This window comes from Allobosea sp. P2_A10 (assembly GCF_056405115.1).
This window is the reverse complement of the sequence record NZ_JBFUCS010000024.1, coordinates 21,452-37,797: the sequence shown is the minus strand read 5'-3', so window position 1 is coordinate 37,797 and position 16,346 is coordinate 21,452. Positions and strand designations below refer to the sequence as shown.

Below are 16,346 nucleotides of genomic sequence, written 5' to 3'. Positions count from 1 at the left end.
AGACCTATGGCCAAAGAAGCACAACGCGTGAAGCGCCGCGAACGCAAGAACATCGTCTCCGGCGTCGCCCATGTGAACGCCTCGTTCAACAACACCATGATCACCATCACCGACGCGCAGGGCAACACGATCTCGTGGTCCTCGGCCGGCACGATGGGCTTCAAGGGCTCGCGCAAGTCGACCCCGTATGCGGCGCAGGTCGCAGCCGAGGACGCCGCCCGCAAGGCTGCCGAGCACGGCATGCGCACGCTCGAAGTGGAAGTCACCGGCCCGGGTTCGGGTCGTGAGTCCGCTTTGCGTGCCCTTCAGGCCGCCGGCTTCACCGTGACCTCGATCCGCGACGTGACGCCGATCCCGCATAACGGCTGCCGGCCGCGCAAGCGCCGTCGCGTCTGACGCCTGATCATCGAGGCGCCCGCACCGGCGGGCGTCTGTCCGGGGCGGCCCGCCGCCGCCATTGAATTCAAGCACCAGGAGTGCGGTCGTGATCAGCAAGAATTGGCAGGACCTGTCAAAGCCGAACAAGCTCGAAATCAAGGTCGGAGACGACCCCAAGCGCCACGCCACCGTGGTCGCGCGTCCGTTGGAGCGTGGCTTCGGCATGACGCTCGGCAACGCGCTGCGCCGCGTGCTTTTGTCGTCGCTCCAGGGCGCGGCCGTCACCGCCGTCCAGATCGACGGCGTGCTGCATGAGTTCTCCTCGATCCCGGGCGTCCGCGAGGACGTCACCGACATCGTCCTCAACATCAAGGCGATCGCGGTCAAGATGCAGGGCGAGGGCCCCAAGCGCATGACCCTGCGCAAGACCGGCCCGGGCACGGTCACCGCCGGCGACATCAACACCATCGGCGATGTCTCGATCCTGAACCCCGACCTCGTGCTCTGCACGCTGGACGAGGGCGCCGAGATCCGCATGGAGTTCACGGTCAACACCGGCAAGGGCTATGTCCCGTCCGAGCAGAACCGCCCGGAAGACGCGCCGATCGGCCTGATCCCGGTCGACAGCCTGTACTCGCCGGTGAAGAAGGTCTCCTACCGCGTCGAGAACACCCGCGAGGGCCAGAACCTCGACCGCGACATGCTGACCCTGCAGATCGAGACCAACGGTTCGCTGACCCCCGAGGACGCGCTGGCGCTCGCCGCCCGCATCCTGCAGGACCAGCTCGCGGTGTTCATCACCTTCGAGGAGCCGCGCAAGGAAGAGGCCGTCTCGACCGCGCCGCAGCTGCCCTTCAACCCGGCGCTGCTCAAGAAGGTCGACGAGCTCGAGCTTTCGGTGCGTTCGGCGAACTGCCTGAAGAACGACAACATCGTCTATATCGGCGACCTGATCCAGAAGTCGGAGGGCGAGATGCTGCGCACCCCGAACTTCGGCCGCAAGTCGCTGAACGAGATCAAGGAAGTGCTCGCCACCATGGGCCTGCATCTCGGCATGGACGTGACCGGCTGGCCGCCGGAGAACATCGAAGAGCTCGCCAAGCGCTTCGAGGAGCACTACTGATCCAGCCGGCGCGGGTCCGTCCCGCGCCAGTTTCCCGCACGGCGCATGAGCGCCGGAGCATAAAGAACGGCCGTACCGTGGCACGGCGGCCGTAAATCATCGAAGGAGCCATCCCATGCGTCACGGTTTTCGCGGTCGTCGTTTCAACCGCTCGGTCGAGCATCGCCAGGCGATGTTCGCCAACATGTCCCAGGCCCTGATCAAGCACGAGCAGATCACCACCACGCTGCCCAAGGCCAAGGACCTGCGCCCCGTCGTCGAGAAGCTGGTCACGCTCGCAAAGCGCGGCGATCTGCATGCCCGCCGCCAGGCGATCGCGCAGATCAAGGACGTCGCGCTCGTCGGCAAGCTCTTCGCGGTGCTCGGTCCCCGCTACAAGGAGCGCAATGGCGGCTATCTGCGCATCATGAAGGCGGGCTTCCGCTTCGGCGACAACGCTCCGCTGGCCGTGATCGAGTTCGTCGATCGCGATGTCGACGCCAAGGGCAAGGATTCCGGCCCGGTCTTCACGGCTGAAGACGAAGCCGCCTGAGGCTTTCTCTCGCGCGATGTTTCAAGAAGGCGGCCTTTTGGGCCGCCTTTTCTTTTGGCTGAATGAGACTGTTACATTCCGCAAATTCTATGCGCTCAGTGAAATCAGATGTTACGATCACGCTCGAATAGCCGGAGATGCCGCGCGTGAAACATGGTCTTGCCGCTGCTGCATTCGCTTTGATCTTATCATCCTGCGCTCAGGCGACGGAGGAAGATCGGCGACTGCTCGTTGGCTTCTGGCAACCCGAGGACGGCTCATCGCACACCGTGGAATTCAAGACCGACGGCGAGTTCAACTTCAATTACGATGCTGGCTACGTGCTGAGCGTGAAATGGGAGCTCGGCGGCAAGGGGCGCGTCGATATCAAGGACCATGGCGGCGCGCTCTATAAAACCTGCCATTACAAAATCGAGGCAAGCCGACTTTCGATCGACGACGGTTCCGGCAAGGAATGCCTCAGAAGCGCGACAACGCCGACCACGTTGATGCCGAAGGCGTTTCGCAGGCCGTAGCCTGATCTCACGTACGCGCCTGTCAGAATGCGGTTCCCACTCGATCATCTGCTGGTCTAGGCTCGTATGATCGCGCAGTGATCTCGTCGGCGCAGATCGACGACCGGGAGGGTGGAATGAGAAGGTCGAATATCGCAGGAGTCATGGTGCTTGCCGCTGCATTGGCGGCCCAGGCTGGAGCGCTGGCCCAGGACAAGTATCCGTCCAAGCCGATCACCATGATCGTGCCCTTCGCGGCTGGCGGTTCATCGGACGTGATCGCGCGCCTCGTCGGTGAAGAAATGGGGCGCGCGCTCGGCCAGCGCATCGTCATGGAGAACATGGGCGGGGCGGGCGGGGCCACGGCGCTGACGCGTGCGTCGCGCGCCGAGCCCGATGGCTACACCATCGTGATCGGCAACAGCGGCACCAATGCCGCCTCCTACTCGATCTATTTCGACCTGAAATACACGAACGCCGATTTCGCGCCGATCGGGCTCGTCGCCAAGACCTCGCCGATGATCGCGCTCAAGCTCGATTTCCCGGCCAAAACGCTGGCCGAATTCATCGACTATACGAAGAAAAACCCCGGCAAGGTCAGTCTCGGCCATGCCGGGGTCGGCTCGTCGAACTATCTGATCTGCCGCAATTTCGTTAAGGCGGCCGGCGTCGATGTCGCGCTCGTCAGCTATCGCGGCGCGGGGCCCGCGCTGAACGACGCCATGGGCGGGCAGATCGACGGCGTCTGCGACGCGGCGACATCGCTCTCAGGCGCCATCGAAGGCAAGAAGGTGCATGCGCTGGTGGTGGCGACGCCCAACCGGCTCGAGAGCATGCCCGATATCCCGACCTCGAAGGAGGCGGGCCTGCCGGCCTTCCAGGCGCAGGGCTGGAACGCCCTGTTTGCGCCCAAGAATACGCCTCAACCGATCATCGCCAGGCTGAATGAGGCTTTGCGCACAGCGGTTTCCAGCAAGACGCTGCAAGAGCGATTCAAGCAGCTCTCCTCGGTTCCGCCGACGGCCGAAGAGCTGACACCCGCCTTTGTGGCCGGGATGATCCCCGGCGAGATCGAACGCTACAAGGTGCTGTTGAGCGATAAGTGAGGCGCGCCGCCGTCAGGACGGCCGGTGTGACAGTTCGCCGGCAAGATCGAGCAACGCGTCGACCGGCTGGCTCGGCAGGTCGGCCTCGGGCGTCACGCCGTAGAGTCCGAAAATGAAGGCCGTGGTCTCGTCGCGCTCGGCGAGCCCCATCGACCAGTCGGAAAAGCGACGCTCACCGATCGGTTCCTCCGCCATCAGAGTAACGGCGGTATGGCGCTGATCGACCACGATCCGGCCATAGGTTTCGGCAATGCTGAGCCGTTCGCCTTCGAGTATCTGGGCGAACGCCTCCGGCGTCGCCAGCAGAAATCCCGTTATATGATTTTGCGCATTGAGGCGTCGGGCGCTCGCAATGATCCGGCCGATCTCGTCGTGGCGATTGGCCTCGACGAGCCGGCTTTTGCTGGCATAAATAAGACGTATCAAGCTCATATCCCGCTCCTTTGCAGTGCGGTGGCGTTAGTCGGCATGTTCGGGTGAAGATTGGGCGGCTGCGAGGCCGGCAAGCAGACATCGTTTTTGAAATTCCCCAGATGCAACGTGATTCCAGAGCTTTTGTTTCATTCGAGAGGACAGGCATGACCGACAGCGCCGCCGCCACCCGCATCAGGACACTGGCTGCCGCCACTGCACTCTGCCTTCTGTCCGGCCTGTCGCCGCAGGCCGCAATGGCGCAGACGAAGCAGGTACCGGAGACGCGCCAGCAGCTGTCGCTGTCTTTCGCGCCGGTGGTGAAGCAAAGCGCGGCCGCCGTGGTCAACGTCTACGGCGCGCGGGTCGAAAAGCAGCAGCGCAACCCCTTCATGGACGACCCGTTCTTCCGTCGCTTCTTCGGGGATCGGGGGTTCGGCGTGCCGCAGGAGCGCGTCCAGCGCTCGCTCGGCTCGGGCGTCGTCGTCGACAGCGGCGGTCTCGTGGTCACCAACAACCACGTCATCGAGGGCATGAGCGAGGTCAAGGTCTCCTTCGCCGACAAGCGCGAGGTCGAGGCGACGATCCTGCTTCGCGATCCGCGCACCGATCTCGCCGTGCTCAAGCTCAAGGGCGTCAAGGATCTCGCCACCATCGAGCTCGCCGATTCCGACAAGGTCGAGATCGGCGACATCGTGCTGGCGATCGGCAACCCCTTCGGTGTCGGCCAGACGGTCACACAGGGCATCATCTCGGCGCTGGCCCGGACGCAGGTCGGCGTCGGCGATGCGCAGTCCTTCATCCAGACCGATGCCGCGATCAACCCGGGCAATTCAGGCGGCGCGCTCGTCGACATGCAGGGCAGGGTGGTCGGCATCAACACCGCGATCTTCTCGCGCTCCGGCGGCAGCGTCGGCATCGGCTTCGCCATCCCCTCGGCCATGGTGCGGGTGGTGCTCGAAAGCGCAAAGGCAGGCGCGACGCTGGTGCGCCGGCCGTGGTTCGGGGCGAGGCTTCAGGCGCTGACCGCCGATGTCGCGGATGGCCTCGGCCTTGACCGGCCGGCGGGCTCGGTCGTCGCCAGCGTCGTCGAGAAGGGGCCTGCCGCCGAGGCCGGCCTGCGCCGCTCCGACGTCATTCTCGCGGTGGACGGCTTTGCGGTCGATGATCCCGAGGCCTTCGGCTACCGCTTCGCGACACGCCCGCTCAACGGCACGACGACGCTGACAGTGCTGCGCGGCGACAAGCGTCTGGTGCTGCCGGTCAAGCTGATCCCCGCGCCGGAGACGCGCCCGCGCGACAAGCTCGCCCTTTCGGGCCGCACGCCGCTGGCGGGGCTGACGGTGATGAACCTGTCGCCCTCCGTCTCCGAGGAGCTGTCGATCGATGTAGGGAACGATGGCGGCGTCGTCGTGGCGGAGGTCGAGGAGGGCAGCACGGCTGCGCGTGTCGGCTTCCAGAAGGGCGACATCATCCAGGCTCTGAACGGCGAGCGCATGGCCACGACCCGCGAGGTCGAAACCGCCACGAAAGAGCGCAAACGCCAGTGGGAGGTGACGATCTCGCGCGGCGGCCAGAGCGTGACCTCGGTCTTCCCGGGGTGAGCGATCTCTTTTCCGCGTCGGGCCTCGATAAATCCGGTCCGCGCCCGCTCGCCGACCGCCTGCGCCCGACGACGCTGGGCGAGGTCGCGGGCCAGGAGCATCTGACCGGACCGGACGGCGCGCTGACACGGCTCGTCGCCTCGGGTTCGATCGGCAGCCTGATTTTCTGGGGGCCGCCCGGCACCGGCAAGACCACCGTGGCGCGGCTGCTCGCCGGGCAGGTCGATCTCGGCTTCGAGCAGATCAGCGCGATCTTCTCCGGCATCGCCGATCTGAAGAAGGTCTTCGAGCAGGCCAGAGGCCACAGGCTCGGTGGCAAGGGCACGCTGCTGTTCGTCGACGAGATCCATCGCTTCAATCGCGCCCAGCTCGACGCCTTCCTGCCGGTGATGGAGGACGGCACGATCACGCTGGTGGGGGCGACGACCGAGAACCCGTCCTTCGCGCTGAATGCGGCGCTGCTGTCGCGGGCGCGCGTCCTGACCTTCAAATCGCTGGATGAGGGCTCGCTGCTCTTCCTGCTTGGCCGGGCCGAACTTCTGGAGAACCGGCCGCTGCCGCTGACGCCGGAGGCGCGCCTTGCGCTCGCCCGCTTTGCCGATGGCGACGGGCGCGCCGTGCTGACCTTGGCCGAAGAGCTCTGGCGCGCCGCCAAGCCCGACGAGATCTTCGACGAAGCGGGGCTCGCCGAGGTGATCCAGCGCCGCGCCCCGATCTACGACAAGGCGCAGGACGGCCACTACAATCTGATCTCGGCCCTGCACAAGACGATCCGCGGCTCCGACCCCGATGCGGCGCTGTATTACTTCGCCCGCATGCTCGATGCCGGCGAGGATCCGCGCTTTTTGGCGCGGCGGCTGGTGCGAATGGCGGTGGAGGATATCGGGCTCGCCGATCCGCAGGCGCTGATGCATGCGCGCGCTGCAGCCCAGACCTATGAGCAGCTCGGCTCGCCCGAGGGCGAGCTCGCGCTCGCCAACACGGTGATCTATCTCGCCACCGCGCCGAAATCGAACGCGGCCTATCTCGCCTACAAGAACGCGGTGCGCGCCGCCAAGCAGGGCGGTTCGCTGATGCCGCCCAAGACGATCCTGAACGCGCCGACGAAGCTGATGAAGGACGAAGGCTACGGCGCGGCTTACGCCTATGACCACGACGCGCCAGACGCCTTCTCGGGCCAGAACTACTGGCCCAACGCGCTCGGACGGCAGGTCTTCTACGATCCGCCCGAACGCGGCTTCGAGCGCGAGATCAGGAAGCGGCTGGAGTATTGGGCGAAGCTGAGGTCGGAGCGGGAGGGATGACAGGCTTCCGATTTCGTTTGTGCGCCACGCCCCCGCGCTCTATTCCACCCCGATGACCTCCACGCTCCTCGTCTTTCTCGGCGCCGGCATCGGCGGCATGCTGCGGCATGGCGTCAATCTGGCCGTGCTGAAATCATTCGGCTCCGGCTTTCCCGTCGGCACGCTTGCGATCAACATCGTCGGCTCCGGGCTGATGGGGCTCGTCGCCGGCTGGTTCGCGTTCAAGGCGGGCGAGGGCTGGTCGCAGGATCTTCGCCTGTTCCTGACCACCGGCATCCTCGGCGGCTTCACGACCTTCTCGGCCTTCTCGCTCGACGCGATCCTGCTCTGGGAACGCGGCGAGGCGATGCTGGCTGGAGCTTACGTCGCGGCGTCGGTCGCGCTGTCGCTGGCGGCGCTGGCCGGCGGGCTCGCCGTCATGCGGGGCTTATCATGAGAACCGGCGGCAAAACTCCCGGTGGCAGAAGTCCTGGTGGCAGAAGCGCCGGCGGCAGAAGCGCTGGCGGAAAAGGCCCCGGCGCCGGTCCGCGCATCGGTAAATCGAAGAGCAGTGGGCCTGCGCGTGATGGCAGGCCTCCGGCGGCGGGTGCGCTCAAGAGCAAGCGCCCGGGCCACGATGCACGTCGTCCGGCGCGCGCGGCTGCCAGACCCCGCGAAGAGCGCGAGGAGGCCGTGGTCCGCACCGAGCCAACGCGCGATCCAAAGCCCCATCGCGATCCGCCGAGAACCGGCGACCCGAGAGCCGTCGAGAGCAGGCCTGCAACGGCCCGGACGGTTGCACCGCGCAAGCCCGCACCGCGCAGGCCGCCCGTAACCGATGCGCCGACGCGCGCCGAGATCAAGGCCGAGACGGCGCAGGTGCTCGCCACCGGCGTGCAGCAGCTCGTCGTGACGCCAGACGAAAACGAGATGCGGATCGACCGCTTCCTCGAGACGCGCTTTCCGCAGCTCTCCTTCAGCCATATCCAGCGCATCGTCCGGAAGGGCGAACTGCGCGTCAACGGCAAGCGCGCCGACAGCAAGGACCGGCTCGAAGCGGGCCAGACCGTCCGCATTCCGCCGCTGAAGCTCGACCCCCAGGAGCAGCGCCCGCGCTCGCTCAAGGCCGACGAGGACACGCTCGGCTTCCTGCGCTCGATCACGCTCTATGAGGATGACGACGTCATCGTGCTGAACAAGCCGGCGGGCCTTGCGGTTCAGGGCGGCTCCGGCACGACGCGCCATGTCGACCAGATGCTCGATGCGATGATGGGCAAGGACGGCCAGAAGCCGCGGCTGGTCCATCGCCTCGACAAGGATACCTCGGGCTGCCTCGTCATCGCGAAGTCGCGGTTCGCGGCGGCGACTTTGGCGAAGACCTTCCGCTCGCGCTCGGCGCGCAAGGTCTATTGGGCGCTGGTCGCCGGCGTGCCCCGCGTGCGCCAGGGCCGGATTTCGACCTATCTCGCCCGCGAAGAGGCCTATGACGGGGACCAGCGCATGGCGGTCGCCAAGCATGGCGACGATGGCGCGATGCATGCCGTGACCTATTACGCCGTGGTCGAGACCGCCGCGCAGAAGCTCGCCTGGCTTTCGCTGAAGCCGGTCACCGGGCGCACCCACCAGCTGCGCGCGCACGCCGCCCATATCGGGCATCCGATCGTCGGCGATCCGAAATATTTCAACATTGCGAACTGGGAGCTCCCCGGCGGCATCCAGAACAAGCTGCATCTGCTGGCGCGCCGGATCGTGCTGCCGCATCCGCGCGGCAAGGGCACGATCGACGTCAGCGCGCCGCTTCCGGCGCATATGCGCCAGTCCTGGAACCTGCTCGGCTTCGAGGACGCGCATTACGATCCGATCGTGGACGCGCCCGACGAATAGGTCTGGACACGTTTCGTTCGATTTCCATGACGGAGCGTCAAGAGAACAGTTGCGGAACAAATTGGATTATGTTCTAATTTTGTTCCCAATCACTCTTTTGCGCAGGTGCTCCGATGATGCGTTTGCCTTTCCTGCTTGCCGGCCTGTTCCTGTCCCTTTCCACAGTCGTGCCGGCAGGCGCGCAGGCTCCCGCGCCGCGCCAGCAGGCCGCCGCGCTGACCACGCCAGACGAGCCGGTTCCGCGCGCGGCGCGCGCCAAGGCGCGGCAGGATTGCCTCGCCGACAATGTCGCGCTCTCGGGCGACGACCTGAAATCCGCCATGCGCGACTGCATCCAGGCGAAATTCCCCGGTGTCCAGCTCTATGCCCGCGACGGGCTGACGCGTGACGGCAAGCCGACGGCGGCAACCGCGCGCCTGGCCTGCAAGGAGGAAGTCGACAGCCGCAACCTGACGGGCTCGACCCGCACGGCTGCGCTCGTCGCCTGCTTCAACGCCAAGCGGCCCGACCTCGCCCAGCGGGCCGAATGCCGCAAGGACGCGCGCGGCAAGGGGCTCGACGGCGACGATCTGCGTAAGGCGGTCGATGCCTGCGCCCGCGAGGCCAGATCCTGACCGATCTCGTCCGCCGGCCACCGCCCATGAGCCCGGCGCGGTGGCCGGCATCGGCAATCTGCGCTACAGCGCCGCGATGGATCTTATCATTTTCGACCTCGACGGCACGCTGATCGATTCCGAAGCGATCATTCTTGGCGCCCAATACGAAACCTTCGCGCAACTCGGTCTGGTTCATCCCGGGCGCGAGGCGGGGCTTGGCGTCATCGGCTTGTCGCTCGGCATCGCACTGGCGCAGCTCGCCGGGCTCGATGTGCCCGACGAGAAGCTGACCGAAACCTATCGCGCGGTGTTTGGCGCGATGCGCCGGCAGGCCGAGACCGATCCGGCGCTGGATGAGCCGCTCTACCCCGGCGTCGCCGAGACGCTGGCGCTGCTGGCGCAGCGGCCGGGATTGAAATTCGGGATCGCGACCGGCAAATCGCGCCGGGGCGCCGACTACATCATCGAGCGCCATGGCTGGGACGGGCTGTTTTCGACGATCCAGACAGCCGACGATGCGCCCTCGAAGCCGCATCCCGGCATGATCCTGCAGGCGATGGCGCAGACGGGTGCGCGGCCGGGGCGCAGCGCGATGGTCGGCGACAGTTCGTTCGATATCGAGATGGCGGTCGCCGCCGGCGTCACTCCGATCGCTGTGTCCTGGGGGTTCCAGCCAGTCGCGACGCTGGTTGCGCTCGGTGCGCGCTACGTCCTCTCCCGGGCCGACGATCTGCCGGCGCTGCTCGATCGCCTCGCCGCCGTCGAGCCGGCCTGAAGATAGGCTGAATTCGCGACGGTCTCCTCCGAGGCTCGCATGACGCCTTGTGCGATGCCGAATGCGCGCCCAGACTGCCCGGGCTTGGGCGGGGGCGGCCATGAATACAATCTGGCGCGGTTGTGGCGTTGGGCTCGCAGTGGTGTGGCTTGCCGCCCTGCTTGGCGGCTGCGCCACCATCGAGATCGTGCAGGATCCCGCCGCGGCGCGCATTCGCGTCGGCGTGGAGGATGCGGAGCGCCGCGAGGCGCTGGATGTCGCGCCGTTCGTGGTCGGCTACGCGCTGCTATCGCTCGCTGCCTATGATGACGCGCTCTATGGGCTGAGCGAGCCCAAGCCGGCGTCGCGGCCTTCGGCTGCGCCAGCGTCGGCGACGGACGATGCCCGGTCGTTCCGGCGTCTGGCCGACCCCTGGGTCAGGCCCTGGGTTCTCATCGGCAAGCTAATCAACGAATGCGGCGAGGTTGCGGGCCGCCGGCGCGATTTCGGCTTTGCTGGTGAGCGAGGCTCCTGCGCGCAGGACGAATCCCCGAAAGGTCGGGTTCTCGACGGCCTTGGCCTGCAGATCTGGACCCATGGCCGCCCGGGCGGCGCGTTCTGCAAGGCCGTGGTGCTCGCCTTTCGTGGCACGGATCGGCGTCAAACCGACGACTGGCTCTCGAATTTCCGCCCGGTGACCCGCCTCCTGCCGCTTTACGACCAGTACGAGCAGGTTCAGGACCATATGATGCCGATCCTTGACGGGATCGAGCGCTTGCCCTGTTACCGCAAGGGCGTGACCGAGATCATCGCGGTCGGCCATTCGCTCGGCGGCGGGCTTGCCCAGCAGGCGGCTTACAAGGACAGGCGCGTCCGGCGCGTCTTCGCTTTCGATCCGAGCTTCATCACGGGCTATTACGATCTGCCTGCAAGCGAAACCACAGTGACGTCGAAGGGCCTGCGGATCGAGCGCGTCTACGAGCATGGCGAGGTTCTGGCCTATCCGCGCCTGCTGCTGCGTAATATCTACCCGCCGCAGGCTTGCGATCCGCAGATCAGGCATATCCGCTTCAACCTGCTGCCGTCCGGTTCGATCTTCGCGCAGCACTCGCTCCAGAACCTGACGACGAAACTGCTCGAACTGGCCAAGGGGAAAGCCGGGAAGCCCTTCGACGAGACCCTTCTGCCCGTGTCGACGCTGGCGATCGGCCAGACTGGCCAATGCAAGGACGGCGCGCTGATCGCGAGCGCGAACTGATGGATGAAGCTTGAAAGGTAACGTCCTCGCAACCACGTCGAGTCAGATCGATTTAACCTGAATATCCGTTCAGATTTGGGAATTAACCACCTGCTGGCAGGTGCCGGGTCATGGTCTCCCTGCAACAGGGACATACCGGCATAAAACAAAGCCGGACAGGGGTTAAATCATGATTGGTCATGAACTTCGTGAATTCGTCGATCGCGTGATGGATTGTCACGCGATCGACGATGAAGACGTCAAGATGCTTCAGCGCGAGATCTTGAGCGACGAGATGATGACGCGCGACGTCATCGATGTTCTGCTCGCTCTTGACCGGGCCGTGCCCGAGACCTGCACGGCCTTCGGCGAATTTCTGGTCGCGACATGCGTCGACTTCGCGGTCTGGCAGAGCCGTCCGACCGGCATTGTCGATCGCGACAAGGCGCATTGGCTGGTGACGACGCTCGGCGCCGGCGACGGCCCGACCCAGACGGCGCAGCGCATCGCCTTCGAGATCGTCCGCGAGGCCGAGCGTTGCGACGAGAGCCTGATCGGCTTTGCGATGCGCAAGGGCTGCGCCAAGGTGCGTGGCTTCAGCGCAGAGCGCGTGCTGCTGGCAAGCTGAGCGACGCCGGCGCAGGAACGCTCGCCCCGGCCGCTTCCCGGCGCGGGAGCCGGCAGATAGCCTTGCGCCCGGCATCGGCCAAGACAGGTCTTTTTGCGAAAAACCAGTAGCCAGTTTTTCGCATCCTGCTTTAGTGGACGCTGGCTGCGGCGTCCACTAAACCCCGGCAGTCGAAGTCTTTTCTGACCGCCGGGAGACGCCACGCATGTTCTCGAAGATTCTGATCGCGAACCGTGGCGAAATCGCCTGCCGGGTCATCAAGACGGCAAAGCGGATGGGCATCAAGACGGTCGCGGTCTATTCGGACGCGGATCGTGATGCGCTCCATGTCGAGATGGCCGACGAGGCCGTGCATATCGGGCCGCCCGCGGCAGCGCAGTCCTATCTCGTCATCGACAAGATCATCGCCGCCTGCAAGGCGACGGGCGCGCAGGCCGTGCATCCGGGCTATGGCTTTCTCTCGGAGCGCGAGGCCTTCGCCCAGGCGCTGAAGGACAACGGCATCGTCTTCATCGGCCCCAATCCCGGCGCGATCGCCGCGATGGGCGACAAGATCGAATCGAAGAAGGCAGCCGCCGCAGCCAATGTTTCGACCGTGCCCGGCCATCTCGGCATCATCGAGGATCCCGCGCATGCGGTGACGATCGCCGATCAGATCGGCTACCCCGTGATGATCAAGGCTTCTGCCGGCGGCGGCGGCAAGGGCATGCGTATCGCTCATTCCGCCGGCGAGGTGGCCGAGGGCTTTGCGCGCGCAAAGTCGGAAGCGGCGTCCTCCTTCGGCGACGACCGCGTCTTCGTCGAGAAGTTCATCGTCGATCCCCGCCATATCGAGATCCAGGTGCTCGGCGACAAGCATGGCAACGTCATCTATCTCGGCGAGCGCGAATGCTCGATCCAGCGCCGCAACCAGAAGGTCGTCGAGGAGGCGCCATCGCCACTGCTCGACGAGGCGACGCGCCGCAAGATGGGCGAGCAGGCCGTCGCGCTGGCCAAGGCGGTGAACTACGACAGCGCCGGCACGGTCGAGTTCGTCGCCGGCCAGGACAAGTCCTTCTATTTTCTCGAGATGAACACGCGTCTTCAGGTCGAGCATCCGGTCACCGAGATGATCACCGGGGTCGATCTCGTCGAGGAGATGATCCGCGTCGCCTATGGCGAGAAGCTGCGGATGACTCAAAGTGACGTGAAGCTGAATGGCTGGGCCGTCGAGAGCCGGGTCTATGCCGAGGATCCGACGCGCAACTTCCTGCCCTCGACGGGGCGTCTCGTGACCTATCGCCCACCCGCCGAAGGCCCCGACGGCGAGGCGACCGTACGCAACGACACCGGCGTCTTCGAGGGCGGCGAAATCTCGATCTACTACGATCCGATGATCGCAAAGCTCGTGACCCATGCGCCGACGCGTGTCGCCGCGATCGAGGCGCAGGGGCGGGCGCTCGACGCCTTCGCCATCGACGGCATCCGCCACAACATCCCGTTCGTCTCGGCGCTGATGCATCATCCGCGCTGGATCGCCGGCAATCTCTCGACGGGCTTCATCGCCGAGGAGTTCCCCGAGGGCTTTTCGCTGCCGCAGCCGTCGGGCGAAATCGCGCTGCGCATGGCCGCCATCGCGATCGCCTGCGACCACGCCATGAACCAGCGCAAGCGCAACGTCTCGGCGCAGATGCAGGGCTGGCGCAAGGTCGCCTTCGACCGGACCCGCATCGTCGCGCTCGGGGCCGAGCGTTTCGAGGGCGAGGTGACCGAGGGCGTCACGGAACAGGGCGGCGCGGTCGTGATCGGTTTTGGCACGCGCAGCATCTCGGTCGTCAGCGAGTGGCGGCCGGGGGAGCCGGTCTGGCGCGGCACGCTCGACGGGGTCGCGGTTGCAGCCCAGGTGCGCGCGATTCTGAACGGCGTCGCGCTCGGCCACGCCGGCGCCTATGCGAACGCCCATGTCTACACCGTCCGCGAAGCCGAACTGGCCGCGCTGATGCCGGAGAAGGTCGCGGCCGACACCGGCAAGTTCCTGCTCTGCCCGATGCCTGGACTGGTCAAGGCGATCTCGGTTTCGGCCGGGCAGGAGGTGAAGGCCGGCGAGGCGCTCTGCATGGTCGAGGCCATGAAGATGGAGAACGTGCTGCGCGCCGAGAAGGACGTCACAATTGCCAAGATATTGGCAAAGGAAGGCGATTCGCTCGCGGTCGACGCTGTGATCATGGAGTTCGCCTGAGCCGCGCAGGTGATATCACTCTGCCGCGAGCCGCCTTGCCAATATGGGCGCTGCGGCCGACAGTCGGCGTAAAGCAACAACGGGAGCTGGGTGGGAATGCTGACGATCTTGGGGCGCATCAGCTCCGTCAACGTACAGAAAGCGGTCTGGGCCGCCGGCGAAGTCGGCCAGGCTTTCGAGCGGATCGATGTGGGCGGGGCTTTCGGCGGAACACGCGAGCCGACCTATCTTGCGAAGAACCCCAACGGCCAGGTTCCGACGCTGGAGGACGGCGATGTCTGCATCTGGGAATCCAACAGCATCGTGCGCTATCTCGCGGCGCGCTATGGCGCCGGCTGGATCTGGGATGAGGATCCGTCCGTCCGCTCCGAGGCCGACCGCTGGATGGACTGGATGATCTCGGAGTTGCAGCCGTCGATGACGCCGGCCTTCTGGGGGCTGATCCGTACGGCGCCCGACCAGCGCGACAACGCCGTGATCGAAGCTTCGATCGCCAAGACCGAAGCCAAGATGGACATTCTCGAAGCCCATCTCGCGACGCGCAGCTTCCTCGCCGGCGAACGCTTCGGCATGGCCGACATCACGGTCGGGCCGGGTTTGCATCGCTGGCTCCATATGCCTGTCGAGCGGGCGACGCGGCCCCATCTGCAACGCTGGTACGAGACGCTCGCGGCGCGGCCGGCGGCGAAGCCGGCCTTGCCTATGCCGATCAGCTGAGGTGACGCTGCGTCGCCTTGATCGCGCCGCGAATGCGATGATGATGTGGACCATGAATCCATTTCGTCACGCGTTGCCCATCATCGCCATCGTCCTTTCAGCGCCCGCCTTGGCGCAGGCGCCGCTGCAGACCAACCCGACGCTCAGCGCAGACCGCAGCCTGATGGCCAATTGCCTGCGACAGGGCGCGACGGCGAGCGGCTCCTGCATCGGCTTGATCGCCGTCGCCTGCGTCACAGCCGCCGGCCAGAACCGGCGCGAGGCCGAGCTCGGCTGCGCCCGGCGCGAGGAAGCGGTCTGGCGTGAGCGCCTGAGCCTTGCCCTGCAGGCGACCGGGCGGCCGCTTGACGCCGGGAGGCGCAGCCGGCTTGCGGCGTTGCATGTCGCCTGGGAGGGCTACGTCGCGCAGAAATGCGCCTTCTTCGCCTCCACCCAGCGCGAGGGCTTCCAGGTCGGCCGGCAGGCGGGATGCGAATTGCGCGAGGTCGCCCAGCGCGCGCTCGAGCTTGAACGCAGTGTCCCGCAGGCCACGCAGCGCCAGCCGCCGTCGCCGCCGCAGATCATCAGGTAAGTCGGCCGTTCCGCCGCGATGTTCTTCGTCCTGTCCAAGCTCGTCTGGTTCGTGCTGTCGCCGGTCAACCTGTCGATCCTGCTGGCTCTGCTTGCGGCCCTGCTGGCCTTTACGCGTCTTGCCCGGATGGCGCGCTGGCTCGGCGTCACCGCGCTCGGCCTGCTCGCGCTGATGGCGTTCAGCCCGCTGCCGCGGCTGGTGATGTGGCCGCTGGAGAACCGCTTTCCGCAGCAGGATGCGGCGAGGGGGCCTGTCGCCGGCATCATCGTGCTCGGCGGCGCGATCGGGGTCGCGCGCGGCGACGTGGTGATGACCAGCGCGGCGGCGCGCATGACCAAGGCCGTCGAACTGGCGCGGCTGCATCCGCTGGCGAAGCTCGTTTTTACGGGAGGCGCGGCCAACCTGATCTCGCCGGTTACAAAGACCGAAGCCGATGGCGCGAAACTGCTGTTTGAGGGACTGGGCCTGCCGCGCGAGCGCATCGTGCTGGAGGATCGATCGCGCAACACCCGCGAGAATGCGATCTTTACAAAGGCGCTGGCCGATCCAAAACCCGGCGAGCGCTGGCTGCTCGTGACCTCGGCCTGGCACATGCCGCGTTCGATGGGCGTGTTTCGCAAGGCTGGTTTCAATGTCGAGGCGTTTCCGGTCGATTACCTGACCGAGCGCGAACTCCCCGACTTCATCCGCGTGTCGGGCCGCGCGCCGCGCGGCCTGGGCATCGCCGATGACGGCCTCAAGGAATGGGCCGGGCTCGTGGCCTATCGGCTCGCCGGCTATACGGACGCGCTGTTTCCGGGGCCGTAGAAA

At 66.1% G+C, this 16,346-nt stretch carries 18 protein-coding genes and 1 pseudogene; 17 read left to right on the top strand and 2 right to left on the bottom strand.

Annotation, left to right across the window (positions count from 1 at the left end; all coding sequences use genetic code 11):
* Positions 1 to 6: 6 nt before the first annotated feature.
* From rpsK to AC1DZY_RS23725, 5 genes are all read left to right on the top strand, one after another.
* Positions 7 to 396, top strand: coding sequence for a 30S ribosomal protein S11 (gene rpsK / locus AC1DZY_RS23745; protein WP_054144247.1), 390 nt, complete (start codon positions 7 to 9; stop codon positions 394 to 396).
* 88 nt (positions 397 to 484) lie between these two features.
* Positions 485 to 1,501, top strand: coding sequence for a DNA-directed RNA polymerase subunit alpha (locus tag AC1DZY_RS23740; protein ID WP_476822627.1), 1,017 nt, complete (start codon positions 485 to 487; stop codon positions 1,499 to 1,501).
* Positions 1,502 to 1,616: 115 nt separating this feature from the next.
* A complete protein-coding gene (rplQ, locus tag AC1DZY_RS23735; protein ID WP_476822626.1) occupies positions 1,617 to 2,033 on the top strand; it encodes a 50S ribosomal protein L17 in 417 nt (138 codons plus the stop codon).
* A gap of 146 nt (positions 2,034 to 2,179) precedes the next feature.
* A complete protein-coding gene (locus AC1DZY_RS23730) occupies positions 2,180 to 2,548 on the top strand; it encodes a hypothetical protein (RefSeq protein ID WP_476822625.1) in 369 nt (122 codons plus the stop codon).
* Positions 2,549 to 2,664: 116 nt separating this feature from the next.
* Positions 2,665 to 3,633 carry a tripartite tricarboxylate transporter substrate-binding protein gene (locus AC1DZY_RS23725; RefSeq protein ID WP_476822624.1) on the top strand — a complete coding sequence of 323 codons (969 nt, stop codon included), beginning with the start codon at positions 2,665 to 2,667 and terminating at the stop codon, positions 3,631 to 3,633.
* A 12-nt stretch (positions 3,634 to 3,645) separates the two neighbouring features.
* Here AC1DZY_RS23725 and AC1DZY_RS23720 read toward each other — a convergent pair whose 3' ends face one another.
* Both AC1DZY_RS23720 and AC1DZY_RS23715 read right to left on the bottom strand, forming a co-directional pair.
* A complete protein-coding gene (locus tag AC1DZY_RS23720; protein WP_476822649.1) occupies positions 3,646 to 3,828 on the bottom strand; it encodes a hypothetical protein in 183 nt (60 codons plus the stop codon).
* Between the two features lie 9 nt (positions 3,829 to 3,837).
* Positions 3,838 to 4,065 (bottom strand): annotated as a pseudogene (locus AC1DZY_RS23715) (BLUF domain-containing protein); the annotation flags it as partial.
* A 146-nt stretch (positions 4,066 to 4,211) separates the two neighbouring features.
* Here AC1DZY_RS23715 and AC1DZY_RS23710 point away from each other — a divergent pair.
* The 12 genes from AC1DZY_RS23710 to AC1DZY_RS23655 all read left to right on the top strand — a co-directional run bounded on the left by AC1DZY_RS23710 (position 4,212) and on the right by AC1DZY_RS23655 (position 16,343).
* Entirely contained in the window at positions 4,212 to 5,648 is a 1,437-nt protein-coding gene (locus AC1DZY_RS23710; RefSeq protein WP_476822623.1) for a Do family serine endopeptidase, read from the top strand.
* A complete protein-coding gene (locus tag AC1DZY_RS23705; RefSeq protein ID WP_476822622.1) occupies positions 5,645 to 6,952 on the top strand; it encodes a replication-associated recombination protein A in 1,308 nt (435 codons plus the stop codon). Before AC1DZY_RS23710 ends, AC1DZY_RS23705 begins: the two co-directional genes overlap by 4 nt.
* A gap of 19 nt (positions 6,953 to 6,971) precedes the next feature.
* Positions 6,972 to 7,388, top strand: coding sequence for a fluoride efflux transporter CrcB (gene crcB / locus AC1DZY_RS23700; RefSeq protein ID WP_476822621.1), 417 nt, complete (start codon positions 6,972 to 6,974; stop codon positions 7,386 to 7,388).
* On the top strand, positions 7,385 to 8,815 hold the full coding sequence (locus AC1DZY_RS23695) for an RluA family pseudouridine synthase (RefSeq protein WP_476822620.1): 1,431 nt from the start codon (positions 7,385 to 7,387) through the stop codon (positions 8,813 to 8,815). Before crcB ends, AC1DZY_RS23695 begins: the two co-directional genes overlap by 4 nt.
* Before the next feature lie 113 nt (positions 8,816 to 8,928).
* The gene (locus AC1DZY_RS23690) at positions 8,929 to 9,429 is read left to right on the top strand and encodes a hypothetical protein (RefSeq protein WP_476822619.1); all 501 of its coding nucleotides are present in this window, start codon (positions 8,929 to 8,931) and stop codon (positions 9,427 to 9,429) included.
* Positions 9,430 to 9,469: 40 nt separating this feature from the next.
* Entirely contained in the window at positions 9,470 to 10,186 is a 717-nt protein-coding gene (locus AC1DZY_RS23685) for an HAD-IA family hydrolase (protein ID WP_476822618.1), read from the top strand.
* 100 nt (positions 10,187 to 10,286) lie between these two features.
* Positions 10,287 to 11,423 (top strand): Tle-like phospholipase domain-containing protein, encoded by a 1,137-nt coding sequence (locus AC1DZY_RS23680; RefSeq protein ID WP_476822617.1) that lies wholly within the window; start codon positions 10,287 to 10,289, stop codon positions 11,421 to 11,423.
* A gap of 169 nt (positions 11,424 to 11,592) precedes the next feature.
* Entirely contained in the window at positions 11,593 to 12,030 is a 438-nt protein-coding gene (locus AC1DZY_RS23675) for a hypothetical protein (protein WP_476822616.1), read from the top strand.
* 205 nt (positions 12,031 to 12,235) lie between these two features.
* On the top strand, positions 12,236 to 14,248 hold the full coding sequence (locus AC1DZY_RS23670; RefSeq protein WP_476822615.1) for an acetyl-CoA carboxylase biotin carboxylase subunit: 2,013 nt from the start codon (positions 12,236 to 12,238) through the stop codon (positions 14,246 to 14,248).
* A 96-nt stretch (positions 14,249 to 14,344) separates the two neighbouring features.
* Positions 14,345 to 14,965, top strand: a complete 621-nt coding sequence (locus AC1DZY_RS23665) for a glutathione S-transferase family protein (RefSeq protein WP_476822614.1) — start codon at positions 14,345 to 14,347, stop codon at positions 14,963 to 14,965.
* 52 nt (positions 14,966 to 15,017) lie between these two features.
* Positions 15,018 to 15,536, top strand: a complete 519-nt coding sequence (locus AC1DZY_RS23660; RefSeq protein ID WP_476822613.1) for a hypothetical protein — start codon at positions 15,018 to 15,020, stop codon at positions 15,534 to 15,536.
* Positions 15,537 to 15,554: 18 nt separating this feature from the next.
* On the top strand, positions 15,555 to 16,343 hold the full coding sequence (locus AC1DZY_RS23655) for a YdcF family protein (protein ID WP_476822612.1): 789 nt from the start codon (positions 15,555 to 15,557) through the stop codon (positions 16,341 to 16,343).
* Positions 16,344 to 16,346 lie beyond the last annotated feature (3 nt).

What these genes read in the sequence shown, in the direction of transcription:
- AC1DZY_RS23725 (WP_476822624.1), top strand. Translation starts at nt 2,665, where the DNA reads ATGAGAAGGTCGAATATCGCAGGAGTCATGGTGCTTGCCGCTGCATTG.
- AC1DZY_RS23690 (WP_476822619.1), top strand. Translation starts at nt 8,929, where the DNA reads ATGATGCGTTTGCCTTTCCTGCTTGCCGGCCTGTTCCTGTCCCTTTCC.
- AC1DZY_RS23680 (WP_476822617.1), top strand. Translation starts at nt 10,287, where the DNA reads ATGAATACAATCTGGCGCGGTTGTGGCGTTGGGCTCGCAGTGGTGTGG.
- rplQ (WP_476822626.1), top strand. Translation starts at nt 1,617, where the DNA reads ATGCGTCACGGTTTTCGCGGTCGTCGTTTCAACCGCTCGGTCGAGCAT.
- AC1DZY_RS23655 (WP_476822612.1), top strand. Translation starts at nt 15,555, where the DNA reads ATGTTCTTCGTCCTGTCCAAGCTCGTCTGGTTCGTGCTGTCGCCGGTC.
- AC1DZY_RS23675 (WP_476822616.1), top strand. Translation starts at nt 11,593, where the DNA reads ATGATTGGTCATGAACTTCGTGAATTCGTCGATCGCGTGATGGATTGT.
- AC1DZY_RS23710 (WP_476822623.1), top strand. Translation starts at nt 4,212, where the DNA reads ATGACCGACAGCGCCGCCGCCACCCGCATCAGGACACTGGCTGCCGCC.
- AC1DZY_RS23695 (WP_476822620.1), top strand. Translation starts at nt 7,385, where the DNA reads ATGAGAACCGGCGGCAAAACTCCCGGTGGCAGAAGTCCTGGTGGCAGA.
- AC1DZY_RS23670 (WP_476822615.1), top strand. Translation starts at nt 12,236, where the DNA reads ATGTTCTCGAAGATTCTGATCGCGAACCGTGGCGAAATCGCCTGCCGG.
- AC1DZY_RS23720 (WP_476822649.1), bottom strand. Translation starts at nt 3,828, where the DNA reads ATGGCGGAGGAACCGATCGGTGAGCGTCGCTTTTCCGACTGGTCGATG.
- AC1DZY_RS23660 (WP_476822613.1), top strand. Translation starts at nt 15,018, where the DNA reads ATGAATCCATTTCGTCACGCGTTGCCCATCATCGCCATCGTCCTTTCA.
- rpsK (WP_054144247.1), top strand. Translation starts at nt 7, where the DNA reads ATGGCCAAAGAAGCACAACGCGTGAAGCGCCGCGAACGCAAGAACATC.
- AC1DZY_RS23665 (WP_476822614.1), top strand. Translation starts at nt 14,345, where the DNA reads ATGCTGACGATCTTGGGGCGCATCAGCTCCGTCAACGTACAGAAAGCG.